Here is a 24,496-nt window from a genome sequence, read left to right on the forward strand (position 1 = left end):
CGGACGTCCCGGACGCCTCGGCGGTCAGTGGTGCTCGACGATGCGCGCGATCAGCAGCGCGACGTCGTCGTGGCCGATCGGCCCGCGCAGCCGCCGCAGCAGCACGTCGCAGGTCGCCTCCAGCGGCCGGTACGGGTCGTCGAGCAGCTCCAGCAGGGTGTCCAGCCGGGTGTCGATGTCCTGGTGCCGGGTCTCCACCAGACCGTCGGTGTAGAGCACCAGCTGGTCGTCGGGGGCGAGCCGGAGGGTGGTGGTCCGGAACGGGGCCCCGCCCGTGCCCAGCGGCGCGCCGATGGTCAGGTCCAGCAGCCGCGACGGCCGGCCGGGGCGCACCAGGGCGGGCGGCAGATGGCCCGCGGAGGCGACGCGACACAGCCCGCGATGGGGGTCGTAGACGGCGTAGACGCATGTGGCGAAGGACGGCTCCAAGCGGGTGATGATCCTGTCCAGGTGTCGCAGCAGCCGGGCCGGGTCGAAGTCCAGCTCGGCCAGGGTCTGGGTGGCGGTGCGCAGCCGGCCCATGGTGGCCGCCGCGGTGACGCCGCTGCCCATCACATCGCCGACCACCAGCGCGGTCCGGTCCCCGGCCAGCGGGATGACGTCGAACCAGTCGCCGCCGACCTCGGCGGCGGCCCCGGCCGGCTGGTAGCGGGAGGCGACCTCCAGGCCCGCCCGGCGCGCCGGGGCCTGCGGCAGCAGACTGCGCTGCAGGGTGACCGCGGTGTCGCGCACGCTCTGGTACCAGCGGGCGTTGTCGATGCACACCGCCGCGCGGGCGGCCAGCTCGCTGGCCAGGACCACGTCGTCGGCGTCGAAGGGCAGCTCGTTGCGGGCCCGCTTGAGGTCGAGCGCGCCGAGCACCTCGCCGCGGGCGATCAGCGGCACGGCCAGATAGGAGTGGACGCCGGCGGCGGCCAGCAGCCGGACCGCCTCCGGGTCGCGCGCGATCCGGGGCAGATCCGCCTCCCGCACCCGGGGGACGTGGATCGGCCGGCCCGTCAGCACGCACTGGGTGACCAGCCGGTCGGCGTCGTACTTCGCCAGCTCGCCGGGCGGGTCGGCGGCCCGGACGGCCTCGGTGGGGTAGGCCGCGGCCAGGGCCAGCGCACGGAAGATGGCCGGCCCGCCGCCGGGCACCAGGTTGGCCCTGCCGGACAGCACGGCGTCCAGCACGTCCACCGCCGCCACGTCGGCGAGCTCCGGCACGGCCACGTCGGCCAGCTCGCTCGCGGTCTGCTGGAGGTCCAGCGTGGTGCCGATGCGGGCCGAGGCGTCGGCCACCAGGGCCAGCCGGTGCCGGGCGCGGGTGGCCTCGGTGGCCGCGCGGTAGCGGGCGGTGACGTCCAGCAGGGTGATGCACAGGCCCAGCACATGCCCGGAGGCGTCCTCCAGCCGGAAGTACGAAACCGACCAGGCCCGCACCTCCTGCTGGCCCGGGGGGCCGGGCGCCGCCGCCCGCCGCTCGTCCGGGCCGGCGCCCCGCCCCGGTCCCACGCCCTCAGGCCCGGCGCCCTCGCCCGGGCCGGCCCGGGGCCCCGCACCCACCGGGGCGACGGTGTCTCCCACCGGGGCGACGGTGTCTCCCGCCGGTGGGACGTCGTCCGCGGGGCGGTCGGGCGGTGGGACCGCGGCCGGTGGGACGGCGTCCGCCGCCGGGCCCAGGGTCTCCTGGGCCAGCAGCGGGTCGCCGCTGGCCAGGACCCGCCGCATGGCGGACTCCAGCACATCCGAGTCCAGGAACGGCAGCATCTCCAGCACCGGCCTGCCGATCTGCTCCGCGACCGGGACGCCGTTGAGCCGCTCCAGCGCCGGGTTGACGGCCACGCAGCGCAGGTCGGTGTCGACCACGGCCATCCCGGCGGGGGACTGCGCCACCAGCCGTGCCGACAGCGCCAGGTCCCGTTCCATCCGCTGCACCGTCGACCGGTCGGCCGCCAGCCCGAGCGCGTAGACGTCCCCCCGGTCGTCGACCAGCCGCATGTTGCGGAACTCCACCAGCCGCGTGGAGCCGTCCCGGTGGCGCAGAGGGAAGATCCCGGCCCAGGCGTCGCCCGACAGCACCTGGGAGAACAGCTCCAGCACCTCCGGAAAGTGCTCCTCGGTGACCAGCAGCCGGGCGGCGAACCGGCCCAGTGCCTCGTCGGCGGTGTAGCCCAGCAGCTCCTCGGCCTGCGGGCTCCACAGCACGATCCGCCCGGCCGCGTCCAGCACCACCGCGGCCATGCCCAGCACATCCAGCAGCTCGCTCCGGTCGGGGGCGCCCGCATCCGTCCCGCCCGGCGGACCGGGGCCGGGCCGGAACGCGTCGCTCGAACCCATCCGGGCACTCCTTCCGCCGGCCGCCGGGCGGCAGCCGGGTGCTGTCCGCGGGTGCCCGCACGGTCCCGGCCGCTCCTCGGACAACGGGCGTCTCCATCGTCCCTCCACACCCTGGTACCACGCAGCCCGTGCGGTGCGGGGATGGAGCCGTCGGAATGACGTCGGCGGCACCTCGGCGGCACACCGGCCACCGACCGGAGCCGACCGCGTGACACCGCCGCCGGTGCTCCGGTGGACGATCGACGGTCGGCTGGAGGGTGCCCGGCGGGGGCACAGGAGGCATCGCCCGGTGTCCGACCGGCGGTTCACGGCACGCCACGGCGGACGGTGCGCCCCCCGCCGGTGGGCCGGCGGCGCGACGTACGACGGGCTACGGCATGCTGAGGAGCTCGCCTGGCCGGTGGGCACCCGCATACGCCGTACGTGCGCTGCGCCCCGCGGAGGAACCGTGCCCGCTCACCGTGATGGGGCGGGGAAATGACCGCGGCTGCCGCGGAGGCTTACGACCCGGTGGGCCGACGGGGTGATAAATCGGAGCCGCCTGGATGGGCGGTCTCCGGGGGAAGTCGATGTGCGTCCAGGATATGCGCGGCGACGTAGTTCCCGCTATACGTCGCGTCCGTGATTCTCCGCGAGTTCCACGGCCGGGGCGATGGCTCGCCCATTCGGAGAACCGGGCCGGTATCGCGGCCCGGCGGGACCCGATGCGCGACCGGGATGTACGGCGCGGATGCGGGGCCGTGATGGCTCGTGATGGTCGACCACGATGTGGCCGAAAAGATCCAGGAAACCGCCGCCGCGGGCCGCTCTTCCCGCTTCCGCGGCGTCCGCTGTGCCGATCGGCGCGTTCACATCCATCACCGGGGGGCGGGCCCGTCACTCCCGGGGGCGGAGACCCGCCACCAGGAGGTGAGGGTGACCCGCCACCCCGTATAACAGCCGGTCACCCGTGCATAGGCCATTGGTCCCCGGGCCCAGCGGCGGCGTCCGTCTTCTCCTTGGACGTCGGGCTCGCCGCGACCAGGGGAGGACCGCCGGTGTCACCGGGCGCGCGGCCCGGACGGGTCGTGTCGCGGGGCCCGGACCGACGCCCGGGGTCGACCTCGCGTGGGCCATGCCACGGGGGCTTTGCAATTCCTTGTGCGGAGGTCGCCTTCTTCCCCGATGAAGGAGCCCGTTCTTCCCCGTGGAAGGAGCCCGCTCTTCCCGATGAAGGCGACCGTTCGACCATGACTGAGCATCTCATCAGTTTCCGGGCGCGGTGATGCGGTCGGTTCCCGGAGGTCACGGAAGCGGCAGTCCGGCGCCGGCCGCCAAGCGGTGGAGTTGCCCGAGCTCGCCGCCTCGAACAGCGACGCGAAGTCGCCTCGCTCCCGTCGGTGCCGCGCGGAATTCGCCGCGCCGCCGCGCCGTCGTGGAACTGGGCGTAAGTGCCCGGAAGTCCAAGGTCGTTGAGAGTGCAACGGACGAAGGTGAAAACAATCCCGTGGCTCCCCGAGTCCGGCGTCCGTGGCCGAAGTGAATCAATTCCACCGCCGGGAAGCGTACTTAGCCACTTGCCGATCACTGGAGTCCCGCCTCACTCCGCCACGAGGGCGACCGGCGCCGTGCGCCCCCGACCCTCCACGCGCCCGTCGTTGCGCATGTGACGGAGCATCAGTCCCCGTGCGGGTGGCGACGGATGGCGCACGGCATGACGTGAGGCCCCTTGCGCCTTGTGACCTGCGCGCCGCGGCTGCGGTACTCGTCATGTCCGCCGGGACCGCCGATGGACGAGAGACCCGCCGTAGTGGAGAGGAACAGGCCCATGGCCGCACGAGAGAGTGACCGCCGTTCCGCATCGCCCAGCAGCCGCGTCTCCCCGCTGGTCGCCGCCCTCACCGCCGGCGGTGTCGGCCTCGCCCTGCCGATCCTGCTCGCCGGCGCCGGCCACGCCGCGTCGGTCGGCACCTGGGACAAGGTCGCCGAGTGCGAGAGCGGTGGCCGCTGGCACATCAACAGCGGCAACGGTTACTACGGCGGTCTGCAGTTCTCGCAGAGCACCTGGGCGGCCTACGGCGGTCGGGCCTACGCCCCACGGGCGGACCTCGCCAGCAAGTCCCAGCAGATCAGCGTCGCCGAGGTGGTCCTCACCAAGCAGGGCCCCGGGGCGTGGCCGGTCTGCTCCGTCCGGGCCCAGCTGACCCGCGGCGGCGAGCGGCCCGCGGACGCCGGCCGTGCCGAGAGCCGGGACCGCGGCTCGCGCGGCGGCTCCGGCGCCTCGCGGCCCGGACCGGAGTCCTCCGACGGCGGCGCGGACCAGCGGCCCCAGCCGGCCCCGAAACGCGCGGCGTCCGGGACCTACACGGTGGTCAACGGGGACACCCTGTCCGGCATCGCGCTCCGCCACGACGTCAGCGGCGGCTGGAAGACGCTGTACAACGCCAACCGGGACACCATCGGCGGCGAGCCCGGACTGATCCTCCCCGGGCAGCGGCTCGACATCCCCTCCGGCGGCTCCTCCTCGCGGGGCACGGGCACCGGACAGTCCGACGGAGGAGCGCCCACCGCGGTGCGCGCCGCGACCGCCGGCACCACCAGGGACAACGCGAAGACCGACGATCCGGACGTGCCGCGCCCCGCCGCCGGCAGCCATGTCACCCCGGTCAGGGCCCGAGTCACCACGCCGTACGGCGCCGGCGGCTCAAGCTGGTCCAGCGGCCGGCACACCGGGGTGGACTACGCGGTCCCCGTCGGTACCTCGGTCCGCGCCATCGCCGGCGGCCGGGTGGTCTCCGCGGGCTGGAGCGGTGCCTACGGCTACGAGGTCGTCATCCGCCACGCCACCGGCGTCTACAGCCAGTACGCCCATCTGTCGGCGCTGAACGTGCACAGCGGACAGATCGTCGCCGGCGGGCGCACCATCGCCCGCACCGGAGCCACCGGCAACACCACCGGGCCGCACCTGCACTTCGAGGTGCGCACCAGCCCGCACTACGGCTCCGACATCGACCCGATCGCCTATCTGAGGGCGCACGGGATCGGCTCCTGACGAGTTCAGGAGCTCGGTGGGGGGAGGGAAGGCCGTCCGGCGCAGCCGCCGGGCGGCCTTCCCGTGCCGTCGAACCCCGGCCAGCCCGTCACCTTTTTCGCGGCCCCGAGCACCGGCTTCACCCGAGCCGGAAGAGCTCTCCGTAACGTGACACTCCCCGGCTTCGCCGGCTCCGCCCTCCTCCGTGGCGCCGGGCGGCTGTTCTACGCTGAGGCCCATGTCCCAGCCGCGCCGGGCGCTGCTGGCCGGGTCGGTCGGCAACCTCATCGAGTGGTACGAGTTCGGGGTCTACGGCTACTTCGCCACGATCATCGCCGGGACCTTCTTCACACCCACCGGCGGTAGCCCGAGCGAGGGGCTGATCCGCACCTACGCCTCCTTCGCCGTGGCGTTCTTCTTCCGCCCCGTCGGCTCCCTCCTCTTCGGACGCCTCGCCGACCGGGTCGGCCGTCGACCGACCCTGATCGCCGTCCTGCTGCTGATGACCGGCGCCACCACCCTGATCGGACTGCTCCCCGGCTACGCCACCCTCGGCCCGGCCGCGCCCTGGCTGCTCACCGCGGTCCGCGCGGTGCAGGGGCTGTCCGCGGGCGGGGAGTTCGGCGGCGCCGTCTCGCTGCTGACCGAGTCGGCGCCGCCGGGCAGGCGCGGCCTGTACGGGGCGTGGCAGTCCTTCACCGTGGCGCTGGGGCTGCTCGGCGGGGCCGGTCTCGCGGCGCTGCTGGCCACCGTCCTCAGCCCGGCGGCCCTGGCCGACTGGGGGTGGCGACTGCCGTTCCTGCTGACCCTGCCGCTGGGCCTGGTCGCGCTGTGGCTGCGGCTCCGGCTGGAGGAGACCTCGGCCTTCCGGCGCGCGCGGGAACCGTCCGGGTCGGCAGCATATGGGACAGCGGCATCTGGGACGGCACCGCCTGCGGTGGCCGACGAGCGGACAACGAGGGCTCCGGGGGCTCCGGGGGCTCCGGGGGCGCGGCGGAAGAGGTCCACGGGGCCTTCGCCACGGCCCCCGTCCGCCCCGGTCGAGCCCGTCGTGACGGAGCGTCGGCTCCCGCCCGCCCGTCAGGAGCCCACCCTCCGGCCGGCCGTCGTGATCGCGCTGGCCGTCGGCCGGGTGATGGGCTGGTCCGCGGCCGGCTACACCTTCCTGGTCGTCCTGCCCTCCTACCTCCAGGCCACCCTGGACGCCACCTTCCAGCAGGCGCTCATCGCCACGACGCTGGCCAACCTCGGTTTCGCGCTGACCATCCTTCCGGCGGGCGCCCTCAGCGACCGGGTGGGCCGGCGGACGGTGATGCTGACCGGCGCGCTGCTGGTGACCGTGCTCGCCCTCCCGCTGCTCCACGTGGTGCGGGACCCCGGGGCGGGCACGGCGGCGCGGAGCCTTTCGGTGCTGCTCGCCGGGGCCGCCGTCGGCCTCATGGCCGGCCCCGGGCCGGCGATGCTCGCCGAGATGTTCCCGACCGGCGTCCGCTGCACGGGCCTCGGCCTGGCGTACGCGCTGTCCAACGCCGTGTTCTCCGGCTCGGCCGGGCTCATCGTCACCGAGCTGATCGACCGCACCCACGAGGTGGACATCCCCGCCTACTACGCGGCCGGGACCTGCGCCGTCAGCGTCCTCGCCCTGCTCACCCTGCGCGGCGACGACCACCGACGCCCGCTGCGCGACTGACCGACGACCGGACCGGGAGGACACCATGCGGGTGATCGGGCTGATGTCCGGCACGTCCTGCGACGCGCTGGACGCCGCGGCCGCCGACCTGACCCTGGACGGGGACCGACTCACGCTGACCCCGCTGGGCGCGGTCGGCGAACCCTGCCCCGGCCCGCTGCGGGCGGCCCTGACCGCGGCCCTGCCGCCCGCCGCGACCACCCTCCGCGAGGTGTGCCGGCTGGACACCCTGATCGGCCAGGCGTTCGCCGCGCTCGCCCGCCGGGCCGACCGGGAGCTGTGCGCCGGCCGCGCCGACCTGATCAGCTCCCACGGACAGACCGTCTACCACTGGACCGAGGGCGGCACGGTCCGCGGCACCCTCCAACTCGGCAACCCCGCCTGGATCGCCGAGGCCACCGGCCGCCCCGTCGTCTCCGACCTGCGCAGCCGCGACGTGGCGGCCGGCGGCCAGGGCGCGCCCCTGGTGAGCCTCGTCGACGCGCTGTGGCTGGCCGGCCGGCCCGGCGTCCCGTGCGCGCTCAACCTCGGTGGCATCGCCAACATCACCGTGCCGACCGGCGGCGCCCCGCTCGCCTTCGACACCGGCCCCGGGAACGCGCTCGTCGACGCCGCCGTCCACCACCTGAGCGGAGGCCGCGCGGCCTACGACGCGGACGGTGCCCTGGCCCTGCGGGGAACGGTCCACCGGCCGCTGCTGCGGCGGCTGCTGGCGGACCCGTACTACGCCCTGCCGGCGCCCAAGACGACCGGCAGGGAACACTTCCACCTGCCCTACCTGCTGGCCGCGCTCGCCGACTGGCCCGCGCTGCCGGCCGAGGACGTGGTCGCCACCCTCACCCGGCTCACCGCCCACACCGTCGCCGGCGCGGTGCGCGCCGCCGGCGCCACGGAGGTGATCGCCTCCGGAGGCGGCACCCGCAACCCGGCCCTGACGGCCGCCCTCCGCGCCGAGCTGCGCGGCGTGCCGCTGCGCGCCTCCGACGAACTGGGTCTGCCGGCGGACGCCAAGGAGGCCTACGCCTTCGCCGTGCTGGGTTTCCTCACCCTCCACGGGCTGGCCGGCACCGTGCCGTCCTGCACCGGCGCCCGCCACCCCCGCGTACTGGGCTCCGTCACCCCCGGCCGTGACGGGCTGCGGCTGCCGCCGCCCGCCGCGGCGGCACCCACCCGGCTGGTGCTGTCGGGCCCCCGGCAGCGCCCGGATGGCCCCGCTGCCGATGCCGATCGGCGCCGGCTCTCGTACCGTCGGGAGTGAGGTCCCGCACAGCGCGGGGGGAGTCCTGACGGCAGAGGAGCACGGTGATGAGCGCCCCCGACACCGAGGATGGCGTCAGCGTCCACCTCACCGACTGTGGCCACGAGGACGCGGGCGCGGTCTTCGGCGCCCTGGAAGCCGCCTTCCCCGAGGGAGCCGGGCCGCCACGCAGCGAGCTCCGACCGGGCGCCGCCGGCGTCGAGCACCCCATGGTGTGGTGCATGACGATCGACCTGAGCACCCGCGGCGCCCCCCTGCGGGCCATCCCCGTGCCCCTGGCCGGCCCCGTGACCGCCGACCTCTTCGGCGCCGCGGACCTCGTCCGCCGGGTGAGGAAGCAGCTGGCCGCCGTCTTCGAGGTCGAGGAGCGCGGCCATGTCTCCGGCGAGCACGAGATGGAGCTGCGGCTGCGGCTCACCTCGGGGCGGGAGGAGTAGCGCCCCTCCGGCCACCGTGCCGGCCGCCCTGCGGCCCGCCCCTTCCACGCCGGAACAGACGGCGTAGGACGGTGCCCGGCGGCAGCTGGCTGGCGAGCAGCGAGACCACGAGCGCGATGATCACCACGGGGATGATCTCGATACTGCCGACGAGCAGCACCACCAGGACGGCGCTGCTGACCGGCAGCCGCAGCACCGCGACGACGCCGGCGGCCATGCCCGCCGCCATCCCCGGCACCAGCCCCAGCCCCGGCAAGGGCGCGAGCAGCGCGCCCAGCGCCCCGCCCAGGAAGGCCACGGGGAAGATCGGGCCGCCCCGCAGGCTGCCCAGGCAGAGCGCGTAGCCGGCCGACTTGAACAGCAACACCGCGACCAGGGCACCGTCGGGCCAGCCGGCGGGGTCCGCCGCCAGCCCGGCCAGGGCGGACTGGCCGGAGAGCGCGGCCTCGGCCGGGGAGCGGCCGGTCAGCAGCGCGTACAGCGCGGCGCAGCCGGCGGCGGCCAGCGCGCACAGCAGGGTGCGGGGGAGCGGGCGTACGGCGACGAAGGCCGCCGTGCGCCGGCCGGCCGCCGTCACCAGCCGCAGCACCGGTCCCAGCAGCAGGCCGATCACCACGGCCCCCACCACATCGCCGGCGTCCAGCGGCGGCGGGGCCGGCAACCCGATGTCCAGACCCCCGGTGCCCAGGCCCGTCCAGCGGCCGAAGCCGGTGAAGACCAGCGCCCCGACGCCGCTGCACGCCAGCGCCGGCAGCATCACCAGCACCAGCCGGGGGCCGGCGACCCCGGCCACCTCGATCAGCAGCACGGCGGCCACCAGCGCGTTGCCGAAGATGGCCGCGATGGCGGCCGCGGAGCCGGCGGCGCTCAGCAGCGCGGCCAGGTCGGGGTGGCCGCCCATCCGCGCCGGCCCGGCCAGCAACAGCGCGAGCCCACCGCCGAACGCGATCAGCGGTGCCTCCGGGCCGAGCACGGCGCCGAACGGCAGACACGCGGCCGCCGCGAGCAGCACGCCCGGCAAGGCCGCGGCCGAGGCCCCGCCCGACTGAAAGCCGGCGGCGGGGATATGGCCCCCTCCGCCGGGCAGGCGGGTCGCGACGACGCCCACCACCACCCCGGGGACGAGCGCGAGCGGGAGCGGCCACCACCAGGGCGGGACCTGCCACCCCAGGGTGTGGGGCCAGCTCTCCCACAGCAGACGCGTCAGCTGGTGCAGCCCGACCAGCAGCCAGAACGCCGCCAGCGACACCGGAACGCCGATGAGCGCGCAGAACCCGACGGTGCGCAGATAACCGGGGCTGTGCAGCACGGCGCGCAGCCGCTCGGTCTCGTCCGGTTGCGCCGCGGCTCCCGGCGGCCCGCTCGGATGCTGGGTCATCAGCGCCCCTCTCCCCGCTCCGCCGCGCCGAGCGGACGGGGTTCGCCCCGGGTGTCCAGCCGATGGAGCGGCACCGGGGCCGGTCCGGCCGGCGTCACCGCGACGCCGGGGCCGTCGTGGGGGTCGTCGCCGGGGCCGGTCGGGCGGCGACCGGCGGTGGCGGGTCGAAGAGCGGTGGCGAGGGGGTTGGCGGGGAGGGCGCCGGTGGTGCCGATTCCGCTCAGCCTCCCGTCGCGAAACCGGGGAAGAGCGTCATCCCGCCGTCCACGTACAGCGTGGTCCCCACGACGTAGTCGAACTGGTCCGAGCAGAGCGCCACCACGGCGGTGCCGATGTCCTCCGGATCTCCGACCCGGCCGTACGGGATCAGCCGCAACAGCTCGGCCTCGGCCTGCTTCGTCTCCCAGGCGCTGCGGTTGATGGGGGTGCGGATGGCACCGGGCGCCACCGCGTTCACCCGGATGCGCTGGGGAGCGAGCTCCTGGGCCAGCGTCGTCATCATCATCTCCACACCGCCCTTCGACGCCGCGTAGTTCACATGGCCGGCCCAGGGGATGAGCTGGTGCACGGAGCTCATGCAGACGATCTTTCCGGCGGACCGGGAGACCTCCGGAACCACCCCGCGCCGCCGGAACTCCTTGACCGCCTCCCGGGCACACAGGAACTGGCCGGTGAGGTTGACGCCCAGCACCTTGTTCCAGGCGTCGAGCGACATCTCGGTGAGCGGCGCGTCGCGCTGGAGGCCGGCGTTGGCGATCAGGATGTCGATGGTGCCGAGCTCCCGGACCATGCGCGCGACCATGTCGACGACCTGGTCCTCGCGGGACACGTCGGCCTCGTGGGCGTAGGCGCGCACGCCGAAGCCCTCGATCTCCTTGACGAGGTTCTCCGCGGCCGGCTGGTCGGAGACGTAGTTGACGACGACATCGGCGCCGGCCCGCCCCAGGGCGAGTGCCGTCGCCTTGCCGATGCCCGAGTTCCCTCCGGTGACCAGCGCCTTCTGCCCCTTGAGCGGCGTCGCGGAGAAGGCGGGAGGGGCATCATGCGTAGAGGTGTTCACCGGCGACTCCCTTTCGAACAGCCTGGACAGCCACCGGACACCCAACCTCCCCGGTCACCGTGTGGCGTGCGGCGCCGCACCCCGTTCGCCCGACGGAGCGACATGGCTCAGGCCAACGGCGTAACCGGGGCCCGGGATCGGTCCCGGCGGTGGGAGTCGGGGCGACGTCTCAGCGGGCGCCGGCCTCCGGAGGCGTGTGCTGCCGCTCCACCCGGGTCAGCGCGGCGTCCAGGGTGAGGGCGGTGTCGATGAGGCCGAGATGGGTGAACGCCTGGGGGAAGTTGCCGAGTTGCTCACCGGTGACGGCGACCTCCTCGGAGTACATCCCCAGGTGGTTGGCGTAGGTCAGCATCTTCTCGAAGACCAGTCGCGCCAGCTCCAGCCGTCCCGCGCGCGCCAGCGCGTCGACATAGACGAAGGTGCACAGCGAGAAGGTGCCCTCCGCGCCGCGCAGCCCGTCGGGGGAGGCCGAGGGGTTGTAGCGGTAGACGAGGCTGTCGGAGACCAGCTCCTCCGCCATCCCGTCCAGCGTGGAGAGCCACATGGGGTCGCGCGGGGCGATGAAGCCGACCGTGGACATCCGCAGCAGCGCCGAGTCGAGCACCTCGCTTCCGTAGTGCTGCACGAACGCCCGCCGGTCGGTGTTCCAGCCGCGCTCCATGATCTGCTCGTAGACCCGGTCGCGTTCGGCGGTCCAGCGGTGCAGGGCGGAGGGGCGGCCGCGCAAAGCGGACATCCGCACCGCCCGGTCGAAGGCGACCCACGTCATCAGCCGGCCGTAGGTGAAGTCCTGACGCCCGCCCCGGGTCTCCCAGATGCCCTCGTCCGGCTGGTCCCAGTGCTCGGCCAGCCAGTCGACGATGGTGCGGAGCGAGATCCAGCCCTCGTGGCCGAGCTGGAGGCCCCGCTCGTCGGCGAAGTAGATGCTGTCCAGCGCCTCGCCGTAGATGTCGAGTTGGAGCTGGTCGGCGGCTCCGTTGCCGATGCGCACGGGGCGTGAGCCGCGGTAGCCCTCCCAGTGCTCCAGCACCTCCTCGGTCAGGTCGGAGGAGCCGTCGACCCGGTACATGATGCTCAGCGGCCCACCGCCGTCGCCGGCCTGTTCCCGGACCCGGTCGCGCAGCCACTCGATGAACGCCTCGGCCTCCTCGGTGAAGCCGAGGCCCAGCAGCGCGTAGACGGAGAAGGAGGCGTCGCGGATCCAGGTGTAGCGGTAGTCCCAGTTGCGCTCGCCGCCGAGCTGCTCGGGCAGTCCGGCCGTCGGCGCGGCCACCAGCGCGCCGCTGGGCGCGTAGGTCATCAGCTTCAGGGTGACGGCCGAGCGCTCCACCGCCTCCCGCCACCGGCCCAGGTAGCTCGAGCGGCGCAGCCAGGTGCGCCAGTAGTCGACGGTCTCGTCGAACAACTGCTGGAACTCGGCCGCCCGCATCTCGCGGGGCGGGCCGTCGGCCGCGGACTCCAGCACCAGCCCGCGCTGCTGCCCTGCCTCCAGGGGCAGTCGGACGTGGAGGTCTTCGCCGTAGGGGCCCTCGGTCGTGGTCAGCCGGGCCGGGCGGGTGTCGTCGGGCTCGCGCACGGTGTGCAGGGTCAGCCGCATCCCGTCGGCGGAGAACAGCGCGCCCTCCTCGGTGACATGGGTGGTGTGGGGGGCACGGCCGTAGTCGAAGCGCGGCGCGATGTCCACGGTGAACTCCATCCGGCCGCGGACGCAGCGCAGCATGCGGACGATGCGGTGGTTGTCGGTGGCCCGGGCTCCGGCCACCGGCATGAAGTCCACCACCTCACCCGCGCCCTCCTCGCTGGTGAAGCGGGTGATCAGGACGGCGGTGTTGGGGTGGTAGAGCTGTTTGACGGAGTCCGCTCCCCGCGTGGGCGCCACCCGGAGGTGGCCGCCGCGCTCGCGGTCGAGCACCGCGCCGAAGACACTCGGCGAGTCGAAGCGGGGGCAGCAGAACCAGTCGATGGTTCCGTCGATGGAGACCAGCGCCGCGGTCTGGAGGTCCCCGATCAGCCCGTGGTCGGCGATCAGCGGATAGTCCTTCATGCTGGCATGGTCGCCAGGCGGCGCCGCCGGTAGCCTCACCTGTCGCGGGTGATATCGCCCGTGGACGGTCTGGGACGGAGCCCCCGACGCCCCCTCCGGACCGCCCTCAACCTTGGAATCCTGTGCCAGGTGCGGAATCCACCTTTGGAACCTAGGGTGGCCGCGTGCCGTCCGCGCAGGGGCGGACGGCACACACGACGCGCGCCCGCGGCTACTCGACCGTGGCCTCGAAGAGGGCCGTGCAGCCGTGGACGGTCAGCTTGTACTCCGAGAAGCGCTTGCCGAGCTCGCGATCCAGGTCCGCCAGGCTGTCCTCGGTGTTGTTGAACCCCTTGACCGCGTTGAGCCGGTTCAGGGCGAGCCGGGCGCGACGGGTCACGGGCACCCCCCGCGAGAGCACCGTGGAGCCGAACAGGGTGCCCCCGGGGCGCACGCAGGCCGCGGCGTTGTCGAAGGCGACGCCCTTGTAGCCGAAGTCGCCCGGCACACAGTGCAGCATGAGATTGAGGGCCGCCGAGTCGTGCGACCGCTGCGGCAGCGGGAACGGCTCCAGGACGTTGCCACGGCAGGTGGCCACGTCATGGCGGCCCAGCCGCCGGGAGACGTACTCCAGACAGTGCGGGTTCATGTCGAACAGCGTGATGCGCTGCCCGACGGGCAGCGGGGTGTGGTGCAGCAGATAGCCGGAGCCCACGCCGATGTCCAGGTGCTCGGTGGAGACGTTGCGCCGATACAGCCTCAACAGCTCCCGCCTGGGCACCTTCCAGAAAACCGGACAGGTCAGCCCGTAAACCATGGCGTCATAAAAGCGGAGGGATATCGGCGTGTAACTCGCCTGCCCCGCTTTGACATCGGCGGACGTGGGGGTGACGGCCATAGGGAGAGAGTCCTCACTCGTGGAGACTGTGGATGGCGTGACACGGATCCGAGCGGCGCGCCGCATTGCCGGGAAAAGCGTAGCCATGCGTTTCCCAGAAGCGCTGTAGCGCGACTCGACCGTGGAAAGCTCCACGCCACCTCCGCGGGGAGTCGGTAGCGCCCGCCGTGGCGCTCCGGCCGCCCGCAGTGATCCAATACACCCGGTCCGGGACCTTTCCCGGCGCGGACAGGAACTCACGTACGAACGGCGGCCGGAGCAATTCCTGGCCGAAATCCACGAGGAGGTCTTGCCGTCCTGGCCTTCCGGCGGCTAAGGGAGCGTCAGCGGCCCCCGTCGCCCGCCGCCGTCCGGGCGAACTCGCGGCTCACCCCCGCGTAGTGCTCGGCGAAGCTGGTCGCGAACGCCTCGGAGTCCACCAGTTGGCGCAGCCGGGCCCGGCGCAGCCTGCTCTCGAAGGGGCCGTCGCCCGGGTAGCGGTGCAGCAACCAGGTCATCCACGCGGAGAACTCCTGCGCCTGCCACACCCCCCGCAGACTGGTACGGGAGTAGTGGTCGAGCGACTCGCGGTTCCCGGTCGTGTACCAGGACGCGAGCGCCTCGGCGAGGATCCGGGCGTCCGCCACGGCCAGGTTCAGCCCCTTGGCGGCGGTCGGCGGGACGATGTGCGCCGCGTCCCCGGCCAGGAACAGCCGCCCGTACTGCATCGGCTCGGCGACGAAGCCCCGCATGGCGGTGATGGACCGCTCCAGCACCGGACCCTCGTTCAGCTTCCCCCGCCCCTGGCACAACCGGTCGTTCAGCTCGGCCCACACCCGGTCGTCCGGCCACGCCTCCAGCCGCTCGTCCGGATCGACCTGGAGGTACAGCCGGCTGATCTGGGACGAGCGCATGCTGTGCAGCGCGAAGCCGTGGTCGTGGACGCCGTAGATGAGCTCCTCGCCGGCCGGCGGGGCGGCGGCCAGGATGCCCAGCCAGGCGAAGGGGTACGTCTTCTCGAAGACCGAGAGCTCGGACCGCGGCACGGACCGCCGGGCCACCCCGTGGAACCCGTCGCAGCCGGCGACGAAGTCCGCGCGGATGGTCGTCCGCACCCCGTCCAGCGTGCAGCTCACGGTGGGCGCGTCGCCGGTCAGCCCGTCGAGGACGATGTCGTCGACGCCGAAGTGCAGCGGCGCTTCGGCCTCCAGCCGGGCCCGGATCAGATCCTTGACCACCTCCTGCTGGCCGTAGACACACACCGACCGGCCGCACAGCTCCGCCGTGGAGATCCGATGCCGCTCACCGCCGAAACGCAGCTCGAAGCCCTCGTGGACCTGGCCCTCCCGGTCCAGCCGGGCACCGACGCCGGTGGTGCGCAGCAGGTCCGCGGTGGACTGCTCCAGCAGGCCCGCGCGGACCCTGCGCTCCACGTACTCCCGGTCCCGCAGCTCCAGCACGATGGAGTCGATGCCCTCCAGCCGCAACAGGTGCGCCAGCACCAGCCCGGCCGGACCGGCGCCGACGATCACCACTCGGGTGCGCAGTAAGCGCATCTCTGTCTCTCCTCGTCTCGGACCGACGCTGTCTCGGACCGACGCTGTCTCGGACCGGCGCTGTCTCGGACCGGCGCTCAGTGCGCCGGGGCGGCCGGCTGCCGTTCGGGGAAGGCGGTGTCCAGCAGCCGCAGCAGCGGGGCGGCCTTCACCGCGGTCTCCTCGAACTCCGCGTCCGGGTCGGACAGCGCCACGATCGCCCCGCCGACGCCGTAGCCCACCCGGTCCGGTGTGGCCACCACCGTACGGATGACCATGCTGAGGTCCGCGGCCCCCGACAACGAGAAGTATCCGAGCGCGCCCGAGTACACCCCGCGCGGGCCCGCCTCCAACTCGTCGATCAAGTGCATCGTACGTATTTTCGGCGCTCCGGTCATCGATCCGCCGGGGAAGGCCGCGCGCACGCAGGCCACCGCCGAGCTGTCCGGCCGCAGTGTGGCCCGTACGGTGCTGACCAGTTGATGCACCGTCGCGTAGCTCTCGACCTCGAACAGCCGCGGGACGTGGACGGAGCCGACCTCGGCGCAGCGCCCCAGGTCGTTGCGGACCAGGTCCACGATCATCAGGTTCTCCGCGCGGTCCTTCTCGTCGCCGAGCAGGTCGGCGCGGAGCAGGGCGTCCTCGTAGGGGCTCGCGCCCCGCGGCCGGGTTCCCTTGATCGGCTTGGACTCGGCCTCGCCGGCGGCGGACACCCGTAGGAAGCGCTCCGGGGAGGTGGACAGCACCGAGAGGCCGTCCAGGCGCAGCAGCGCGGCGAAGGGCGCGGGGCTGACCCGACGCAGATAGCGATAGCCCAGCCAGGGGTCCAGCCGACCGGGCGCGGTGACCATGTTGGTCAGGCACACCTCGTAGGTCTCGCCCTGGCCGATCGCCTCCTGGCAGGCGGCGATCAGCTCGAGGTAGCGCGCGCGGTCGTGTCGCAGCCGCAGCTCGCCGATGGTCGCCGGGTCCGTGCCCACGACGGCCGAGGCCGCGGGGGGCGCCGGCTCCGCCGCCGGTGCGGTGGGTCGGTCGGCCAACCGGGCCAGCTCCGCACGGGTCCCGGCCAGCCAGTCGCGGGCCGGCGCCGCCCGGCCGTGCTCGGCGAGGGCGAGCAGATAGGTGGTGGAGGTGAGGTGGTCGAAGACGACCGCGCGGTCCGCGAAGATCATGGCGGCGTCGGGTTCCGTGGAGCGGTGCGCCCGCTCGCCACCGCACTCCGCCTTCAACTCGTAGCCGAGGTAGCCGACCCAGCCCAGCGCGAAGTCGAACGGCAGGTCCGGCACCCGGACATGACGCTCCGCCAGATCGGCGTCCAGCCACTCCAGGAACGGGCCGTGCACCACCTCGGTGCCGGCGGTCGACTCCACGGTCACCGTCCGCTCCCAGACATCGGCGGTGGCCACCCTGGCCAGCGGGCCTTCGGCGTCCCCCATGAGGGAGAACCGGCCCGACTCGCCGTCGGGACGGCTGCTGTCCAGCCAGAAGGCGTGCCGGGAGCCGCTGAAGAGGTGCTCGAAGACCGCCTCGTCAGCCACCCGGGTCGCCATCCGCTCCACCAGTACCCGGAACCGGCGCGCCCCCGCGGCGGGGTGCCGCCGATGCCCTTCGGCGGCCGCCGGCACCGGTTTCCGCGCCGGGGGCGCGCCCCTTCGCGCGGCCGGGTCGACGTCGCCGTTCCGCTGCCACCACGCCCGGGTCAGCTCCCGGAAGTTGCGGATCAGCTGGTGGCCGTGGGCCGTTCCGATGGACTCCGGGTGGAACTGCACACCCCACAGCGGCTTGTCCCGGTGGGCGACGCCCATCAGTACGCCGTCCGGGGTCCAGGCCGCCGCGGTCAGTTCCGCCGGCAGTCCGTCCACCGCCAGCGAGTGGTAGCGCACGGCCTCGAAGGGCGAGGGCAGCCCGGCGAAGAGACCGCTGCCGTCGTGCACCACCGGAGACACCCGCCCGTGCCGCACCTCCGGCGCCCGGTCCACCGTGCCGCCGAAGACATGGCACAGCCCCTGATGGCCCAGGCACACGCCGAGCAGGGGGAGGGCGGAGGCGGCGATGACGGCCTGACAGATGCCGAAGTCGGCGGCGCGCTCGGGGCGTCCGGGGCCCGGCGATATCACCACGTTGTCGAAGCCGCGCAGCGTGGCGGCCGACGGCAGCGGATCGTCGTGACGGATGACGACGGGCTCTTCCTCATTCACCTCGGCGAGGTAATGGAAAAGGTTGTAGGTGAACGAGTCGTAATTATCGATCAGCAAAGTCCGCATCATTCCCCCGTGTTATGCATCCCCCCGCGGGTCGGTCGAATTCCCGCGAGTGAATGTTCAACAGGATCTCCACGCCGGCGATCTCGTGTCAAGTCCCAGTTTTCGTCCACAGTACGGACATGATCTCGGTGAGCGGCACATTCCCGGCCCCAACTCCTTTACGGTGCAGTGCCAACCGTCCGCGCGCCACGGGGTGAGGTCCGAAGACGATGCAGATTGGAATCAACTTCTTTCCCGATGTCGACCCTCAACAGAGGCCCGCCGACCAGTACTTCGCCGAGTGCCTGGACTTGGTGGAGCTCGCCGACCGGCTGGACTACCACCACATCCGGATCGTCGAGCACTACTTCCACCCCTACGGCGGCTACTCGCCCAACCCGCTGCTGTTCCTGTCCGCGGCGGCCGCCCGCAGCCGCCGGCTGCGACTCATCACCGGCGCGGTGCTGCCCGCCTTCAACCACCCGCTCAAGCTCGCCGGCGAGATCGGCATGCTCGACGGCATCTCCGGCGGCCGGCTGGAGGTCGGCTTCGCCCGGGCCTTCCTGCCCCACGAGTTCCAGCGCTTCGGCGTGGACATGGACACCAGCCGGGCCCGCTTCGACGAGGGCATCGAGACGGTACGGCGGCTGCTGGCCGAGGAACACGTCGCCCACCAGGGCCGCTTCCACTCCTTCCCGGCCACCACCTCGCTGCCCCGCCCCACCCAGCGCCCGCACCCGCCGCTGTGGGTCGCCGCGCTCTCCAACGAACAGAGCTTCCGCCGCGCCGGCGAGCTCGGCTGCGGAATCATGGCCAACCCGCTGGCCGCCGAGACCATGCGGCACAACCTGGGCGTCTACCGCGAGGCGTGGCGCGCGGCCGGACACCCCGGCCGGGGACGGGTGATGCTCGCCTTCCACATGCACTGCGCCCCCGACACCGAACTGGCCAGGTCCCGGGCCGAAGAGCCCGTCAACTCCTATCTGCGCAGCCTCGTCTCCGCCGCCGCGGACTGGACCGACGGCGCCGCCAGCGCCGACTACCCCGGCTACCAGGAGATGATCGCCAAACTGGCGGCGGACGACTTCCACAGCGTGCTCGCGCGGAACGCCGCCCTCGTCGGCACACCGGAGGACATCGTCGACCAACTGCGCCGGTTCCACGAGGAGTGCGGCGGCTTCGACGTCGCCAGCCTCCAGGTCAACTTCTCTACGCTGGACCCCACACTGGCCCGCGCCTCCGTCGAGCTGTTCGGCGAGCAGGTCCTGCCCCGGCTCCGGGCGGGGGCCGCGCCAGTCGACGCCAACTGACCAGGAGAGCCCAGCGATGACCCAGGATCCGCCCCAGCACGCCCCGGCCGCTCCCCACTCCCCGGGGGTGACGGCCCCCTCGGACCCGGGCACCCCCGACTCCCCGGGGACGACGGCCCCCTCGGACCCGGGCACCCCCGAGACCGCACACCGACGGACGAGCCCCGGGCCGCCGGCCGCCCCCGACTCCGCGCCCGTCGGGCGCTCGGGGGCCGGCACGGGCGCACAGCCTCTCGCCCACCCTGACGCCGGGCACCACCCGGAGCCTCCGAGCTCCCAGGACACCGACTACCGCCGCTCCCTGCTCCGCAGTCGGGAGAGCCGCACCCGCGCCGACCGGCCCGGGCGGTTCCGGCTCGCCGGCCGCGACTGGACCCTGCTCGACGACGTCTTCGCACCCGTCTACTCCCCGTCCACCGAGGTCTTCCTGGAACTGCTCGACTTCCCGCCCGGCGGCTCCGTGCTGGAGATCGGCTGCGGCACCGGAGTCATCGCCGTCAGCGCCGCCCTCGCCGGCTGCACCCGGGTGGTCGCCACCGACATCAACCCGCACGCCGTGCGGAACGCCGAGCTGAACGCCGCCCGGCACGGCGTCGCCGAACGAGTCCGCTGCCACACCGGTGACCTGTTCGCCCCGCTCGCCCCCGAGGACCGCTTCGACCTCGTCTTCTGGCACTCCAACTTCGTGCTCGCGCCGGACGGGCTGGAGCGGTTGGACGCCCACGACCTGGCGTACGTGGACCCCGGATACCGGGCCCACCGCGACTACCTGAGCCAGGCGCCGCACCGGGTCCGCCCAGGCGGCACCGCGCTGCTCGGCTTCAGCAGTCGCGGCGACGCGGCCCGGCTGCACCACCTCGCCGCCGCCGTCGGGGTCACCGTGGAGCAGATCGCACACCGCGCGATCCCCGAGCGCGGCACCACGGTGGACTACCGACTGCTGCGGATCGACCCGGCCCCGCCGGGCCCCGCGCCGGCCCCATGACGACGCGCCCCAGCCCGCCCGCCGGCCTCGCCCTGGCCGTACTGCTCCTCGGCGAGTTCCTGGCCATCTTCGACATCTCCGTGGTCAACGTGGTGCTGCCGGTGGTCCAGGAGGACCTGCGGGCCGGGGACGCCCAGGCGTACCTCGTGGTGGCCTGCTACGGCATGGCCTACGCGAGCCTGCTGGTGATGGGCGGCCGGCTGGGCGACCGGCTCGGCTTCCGGGCCGTCTTCCTCGGCGGTGTCGCCCTGTTCGGACTGGCCTCGCTGGCCTGTGGCCTCGCCCCGGCCGCCGCCGCGCTGATCGTCGCCCGCGCCGCCCAGGGCGTCGGGGCCGCACTGCTCTTCCCCCAGGTGCTGGCCGGCATCCACCAGGTCGTGCCCGCCGCCCGCAGGGGAGCCGCGGTCGGCGCCTTCGGCACGGTGCTCGGCCTGGGCTCCACCCTCGGCCAACTCGGCGGCGGGGTGCTCACCGAACTGGAGCTCGTCTCCGCCGGCTGGCGCTCCGCCTTCCTCGTCAACGTGCCGCTGTGCCTGGCCATCTGGCTGGCCGGGCGCCGGGTGCTGCCCGCCGGACACACCACCGCGCGCCGCCTCGACCTGCCCGGCGCGCTGCTGCTGGCGGCGGCCGTGGCCGCGCTGGTGCTGCCCTGGTCGCTGCCGGACCGGCCGCGCGGGCCGCTCTGGACCGTGCTGCTGGTGCTCGCCCCGCTGGCGCCCACGGCCGCCCTCGTACGGTGGGAGCGCCGGCTCACCCGCGGCGGCGGGACCCCGCTGCTCCACCCCGAACTGCTGCGGCAGCGCGGATTCCTCGCCGGACTCGCGCTCTGCCTGGTCTTCTTCGCCACCCAGGTCCCCTTCTACGTCCTGCTGTCGCAGACCGCGCAGCGCGGCGCCGGCCTCGACCCCCTGGGCTCCGCGGGGCTGTACGCCGGGCTCGGCCTGGCGTTCCTGGCGGCGTCCGTGCTGGCGGGGCGGGCGGACCCGCGACACACGGCGCTGCTCACCGCCGGCGGACCGCTGCTGATGGCCGTCGGCTACCTGGGCCTGCGCTCCGTGCCCGCGCACGCCCTCCACCCCGGATCGCTGTCGGTGACCGCGCTGCTGGTGGTCAACGGCGCCGGAGCGGGGCTGGTCGCCCCGACGGTGATCCGGTTCGTCCTCGCCGGCGTCGACACCTCGCTGACCGGCGTCGCCTCCGGACTGCTGGCGACCGCCCAGCAACTCGCCAACTCCGTCGGCGTGGTGGTGGCCGGCGCGGTCTTCCGCGGCGCCGGACACCACGGGCAGGTGCTCGCCGGCTTCCGGGCCGCGCTGCTCTACTTCACCGTGCTCGCCGCGGCCGCCGTCGCCCTCTCCCGCCTCGTCGCCCGCGGCCACCGACCACCCGCGAAGGGGGCTCAGCCACCTCGCGAGGTGCGGTCCGCCGATGCTTGAGCGAGTGCCCGCATACTGCGCCCGGAAGCTTCCTCACACGGAGGAACGGAGTCCGGGAGGGCCATGCTCATCGACCGGAGCGCTCACATCGGACTGGCGGAGACGGCGCTGTACGAGTGTGCGTCCGGCCGGTTCCGGCTGATCGTCGCCGAGGGCGGACCGGGTTGCGGCAAGACCGCGTTCCTACGGGAGTTCCTCAGCGTCGCGGCGCGGGCCGGAGCCCTGGTCGTCGAGGCACCCGGCCTCCCCGGCGGCCGCGACACCCCACTCGGCCTGCTACGGCGGCTGGTCGCGGACCCACGGCTGCCGGCCTCGGCCCGCGAGCGGCTCCAGGCGACCATGGCGACCGTGGCGACCGTGGAGCACCAGACCCCGGCCGAACCCGAGGCCGCCGAACGGCTGCGCGCGGAGCTGTGCGCGGCCGCCGTAACCGCACCGCTGGTGATCGCCGTCGACGACCTGCACCACGCGGACCGGGCGTCGCTGCGCCGGCTGCTGCACGTCGCCCGGCACGCGCCCGACGCCAGGATCCTGCTCATCGCCACCGAACACCCGCACGGACAGAGCGGCGACCCGCTGCTCGGCACCGAACTGCTGCGCCACCCCGGCTTCCGACGGATCACCGTGGACCGGCTCGACGGCGACGGCGTCGCCGAGCTGCTCGCCGCGCACCGCGGCCGACCGACCGACGAACGGCTCGTGGCCGAGTGCTACGCGATCACCGGCGGCAATCCGCTGCTGCTGCGGGCGCTGTTGGCGGACCTCGACGCCCAGCGGGAGTCCGTCGGCGGCCGGCTGCCGCGGCCCCCCGCCGGAGGACGGTTCCACCAGGCCGCGGTGGCCTGCCTGGAACACATAGGCACCGCCGCCCGGGACGTCGCCGGCGCGCTGGCCGTCCTCGGCCGCCACGCCACCCCGGCGCTGCTGGGCCGACTGCTCCGCCCGGTCGACCCGGTCCGCGTCGACCGGGCCCTCCACCTCCTGGAGCTCACCGGGCTGACCGCCGGCCACCGCTGGCGGCACCCGACCATCGGGGCGGCGGCGCTCGAACACCTCGGCGAGGCCGACCGGCGCAGCCTGCACGAGCGCGGCGCGCTGCTGCTGCACGGCGAGGGCGCCCCGGCCGTCCAGATCGCCGAACACCTGCTCGCCGCGCGGCCGGCGGCGCCCGCCTGGTCGGTCGCCGTGCTGCGCGACGCCGCCACCCAGGCCCAGGTCGACGACGACGCCAAAGCCGCGATCGGCTATCTGACCCTCGCCCACCGCGCCTGCACGGAGCCCGGCCAGCGCTCGGCGATCCGCATCGCCCTCGCCGCCGCCACCTGGCGCGTCAACCCCTCCGCCGCCGAGCACCATCTCGCCGAGCCGCTCGCGGAACTCCAGGCCGGCCGGCTGGCCGACGCCGACGCGGCCCTGCTGGTGCGGCTGCTGATCGGCTGCGGACGACTGGACGAGGCCGCCCAGGCCAGGACCCGGCTCCAGCGGCCGCCGGACCGGCCCGCGGCGGCGAGCCATGACGGCCCGGCGACGACCACCGCCTGGCCCTCCGTGGTCCACCCCGGCCCCTGGCCCTGCGGCCACGAGGAGACCCGCCCCGGTCCCCACCCCGCGTCCGAGCCCGCCACACCCGGCGACCCCTGGTCCGAGCCCCCCGGCCCCGGCACCGCCGCCGCCGTGTGGGGCGTCCCCGGCCCCGGCACCAGTGAGGCCGCCGCCGCGGAGGCCGAACGGCGGCTGCGCTCCTGCCCGCTGATGGACGGCACGCTCGTGGTGGTGGCCAACGCCGTACGAACCCTGCTGCGGGCCGGCCGCACGGCGGCCGCCGAGGAGTGGTGCCACCGGCTGCTGAAGGAGGCGATCGCCCGCCGTTCCCCTGGCTGGCAGGCGGAGTTCCTCGCCATCCGGGCCGAGATCGCGCTGCGCAGGGGCGCCCTGGCCGACGCCGAGGAGTACGCCCGGCGGGCGCTGGGCTGTCTGCCCGGGCGCGGCGGCAGCGTCCTCATCGGCAGCCCGCTCGCCTGCCAGGTCCGCGCCTACACCCTCATGGGGCGGTACGAGGACGCCACCCGCGTGCTGTACCACCCGGTGCCCGGGGCCCTCTTCCAGAGCGTGCACGCACTGGCCTACCTGCGCGCCCGCGGCCACTACCACCTGGCGACCGGCCACTGCCAGGCCGCGCTCCGCGACTTCCTGAGCGCCGGCCGCCTGGCGCAGCGCTGGGGCCTCGACCACCCCGCCCTGCTGCCCTGGCGCACCGACTCCGCCGAGGGCTTCCTACGGCTCGGGGAACGAGCCAGGGCGGCGACGATGATCACGGAACAGCTCTCCCACGGCCGGCTGTGGAACGACCCGCACGCCCGCGGCGTCTCACTACGGCTCCGGGCCAGGATCGCCGGGCCCACCGAGCGCCCCCACCTGCTCACCAAGGCGGTCGAGGCCCTCCAGCACTGCGGCGACCGGCTCGAACTCGCCCGCGCGCTGGCCGATCTGGGCGCCGCGTACCAGAGCACCGGCGAGGTCATCCGGGCCAACAAGCTGCGCCGCCGGGCCTGGCGGATGGCCGAGGAGTGCGGCGCCCAGGCGCTCTGCGACAGCATCCTGCCCCCGCAGGCGATGCGCGGAGCCGAGCGGATGGACCTGCCCGGCCGCGACCAGGGCGCCGGACTCAGCGAATCGGAGATGCGCGTGGCGATCCTCGCCGCCAACGGCAACTCCAACCGCGAGATAGCCCTGAAGCTCTGCGTCACCATGAGCACCGTCGAACAGCACCTGACCCGCGTCTACCGCAAGCTGAACATCAGCCGCCGCCAGCAGCTGCCGAAGAGCCTGATCGGGCCGGTGGGCAGCCAGCAGGCGCAGCGGAGAGAGCTGTCCGCGTTCTGAAGCGCTCCACCGGGGGCCGAGGCCCGCGCCTCGGTCCTCGTCGGCCGAGGAG

General features: G+C 74.1%; 15 protein-coding genes. 8 read left to right on the forward strand and 7 right to left on the reverse strand.

The annotated features are described in order from the left end of the window. Positions 1-24: 24 nt before the first annotated feature. Complete coding sequence (locus CD790_RS27755; RefSeq protein WP_144386083.1) at positions 25-2,319, reverse strand: SpoIIE family protein phosphatase; 2,295 nt, start codon at positions 2,317-2,319, stop codon at positions 25-27. Between the two features lie 1,807 nt (positions 2,320-4,126). Between CD790_RS27755 and CD790_RS27760 the strand changes: the two genes are divergently transcribed. The 4 genes from CD790_RS27760 to CD790_RS27775 all read left to right on the forward strand — a co-directional run bounded on the left by CD790_RS27760 (position 4,127) and on the right by CD790_RS27775 (position 8,714). After that, positions 4,127-5,350, forward strand: coding sequence for a transglycosylase family protein (locus CD790_RS27760; protein WP_144386084.1), 1,224 nt, complete (start codon positions 4,127-4,129; stop codon positions 5,348-5,350). Between the two features lie 217 nt (positions 5,351-5,567). Beyond that, on the forward strand, positions 5,568-7,019 hold the full coding sequence (locus CD790_RS27765) for an MFS transporter (protein WP_144386085.1): 1,452 nt from the start codon (positions 5,568-5,570) through the stop codon (positions 7,017-7,019). Between the two features lie 25 nt (positions 7,020-7,044). Beyond that, on the forward strand, positions 7,045-8,277 hold the full coding sequence (locus tag CD790_RS27770) for an anhydro-N-acetylmuramic acid kinase (protein ID WP_144386086.1): 1,233 nt from the start codon (positions 7,045-7,047) through the stop codon (positions 8,275-8,277). A 47-nt stretch (positions 8,278-8,324) separates the two neighbouring features. Continuing rightward, positions 8,325-8,714: a hypothetical protein gene (locus CD790_RS27775; protein ID WP_144386087.1), complete on the forward strand. Its 390-nt coding sequence runs from the start codon at positions 8,325-8,327 to the stop codon at positions 8,712-8,714. Here CD790_RS27775 and CD790_RS27780 read toward each other — a convergent pair. The 6 genes from CD790_RS27780 to pabB form a co-directional block, all read right to left on the reverse strand. Continuing rightward, positions 8,692-10,092: a chloride channel protein gene (locus CD790_RS27780; protein ID WP_144386088.1), complete on the reverse strand. Its 1,401-nt coding sequence runs from the start codon at positions 10,090-10,092 to the stop codon at positions 8,692-8,694. The genes CD790_RS27775 and CD790_RS27780 overlap by 23 nt on opposite strands. A gap of 220 nt (positions 10,093-10,312) precedes the next feature. Beyond that, positions 10,313-11,152, reverse strand: coding sequence for an SDR family oxidoreductase (locus tag CD790_RS27785; protein ID WP_144386089.1), 840 nt, complete (start codon positions 11,150-11,152; stop codon positions 10,313-10,315). 169 nt (positions 11,153-11,321) lie between these two features. Beyond that, entirely contained in the window at positions 11,322-13,196 is a 1,875-nt protein-coding gene (locus tag CD790_RS27790; RefSeq protein ID WP_144386090.1) for a glycoside hydrolase family 15 protein, read from the reverse strand. Between the two features lie 211 nt (positions 13,197-13,407). Beyond that, on the reverse strand, positions 13,408-13,992 hold the full coding sequence (locus CD790_RS27795) for a bifunctional 2-polyprenyl-6-hydroxyphenol methylase/3-demethylubiquinol 3-O-methyltransferase UbiG (RefSeq protein WP_186319267.1): 585 nt from the start codon (positions 13,990-13,992) through the stop codon (positions 13,408-13,410). Between the two features lie 404 nt (positions 13,993-14,396). Further along, positions 14,397-15,608: a 4-hydroxybenzoate 3-monooxygenase gene (locus CD790_RS27800; protein WP_144386092.1), complete on the reverse strand. Its 1,212-nt coding sequence runs from the start codon at positions 15,606-15,608 to the stop codon at positions 14,397-14,399. A gap of 77 nt (positions 15,609-15,685) precedes the next feature. Beyond that, a complete protein-coding gene (pabB, locus tag CD790_RS27805) occupies positions 15,686-17,851 on the reverse strand; it encodes an aminodeoxychorismate synthase component I (RefSeq protein WP_144386134.1) in 2,166 nt (721 codons plus the stop codon). 209 nt (positions 17,852-18,060) lie between these two features. Here pabB and CD790_RS27810 point away from each other — a divergent pair, with 209 nt between their 5' ends. The 4 genes from CD790_RS27810 to CD790_RS36665 all read left to right on the forward strand — a co-directional run bounded on the left by CD790_RS27810 (position 18,061) and on the right by CD790_RS36665 (position 24,444). Next, positions 18,061-19,140 (forward strand): LLM class flavin-dependent oxidoreductase, encoded by a 1,080-nt coding sequence (locus CD790_RS27810; RefSeq protein WP_144386093.1) that lies wholly within the window; start codon positions 18,061-18,063, stop codon positions 19,138-19,140. 16 nt (positions 19,141-19,156) lie between these two features. After that, the gene (locus CD790_RS27815; RefSeq protein ID WP_144386094.1) at positions 19,157-20,125 is read left to right on the forward strand and encodes a methyltransferase domain-containing protein; all 969 of its coding nucleotides are present in this window, start codon (positions 19,157-19,159) and stop codon (positions 20,123-20,125) included. Then, positions 20,122-21,561 (forward strand): MFS transporter, encoded by a 1,440-nt coding sequence (locus CD790_RS27820; RefSeq protein WP_144386095.1) that lies wholly within the window; start codon positions 20,122-20,124, stop codon positions 21,559-21,561. The genes CD790_RS27815 and CD790_RS27820 overlap by 4 nt, the downstream gene beginning before the upstream one ends. Positions 21,562-21,624: 63 nt before the next feature. Continuing rightward, complete coding sequence (locus CD790_RS36665) at positions 21,625-24,444, forward strand: LuxR family transcriptional regulator (protein WP_144386096.1); 2,820 nt, start codon at positions 21,625-21,627, stop codon at positions 24,442-24,444. Positions 24,445-24,496: the final 52 nt, after the last annotated feature.

The organism is Streptomyces sp. SAJ15 (genome assembly GCF_007595705.1).
In the GTDB taxonomy this organism is placed as follows: domain Bacteria; phylum Actinomycetota; class Actinomycetes; order Streptomycetales; family Streptomycetaceae; genus Streptomyces.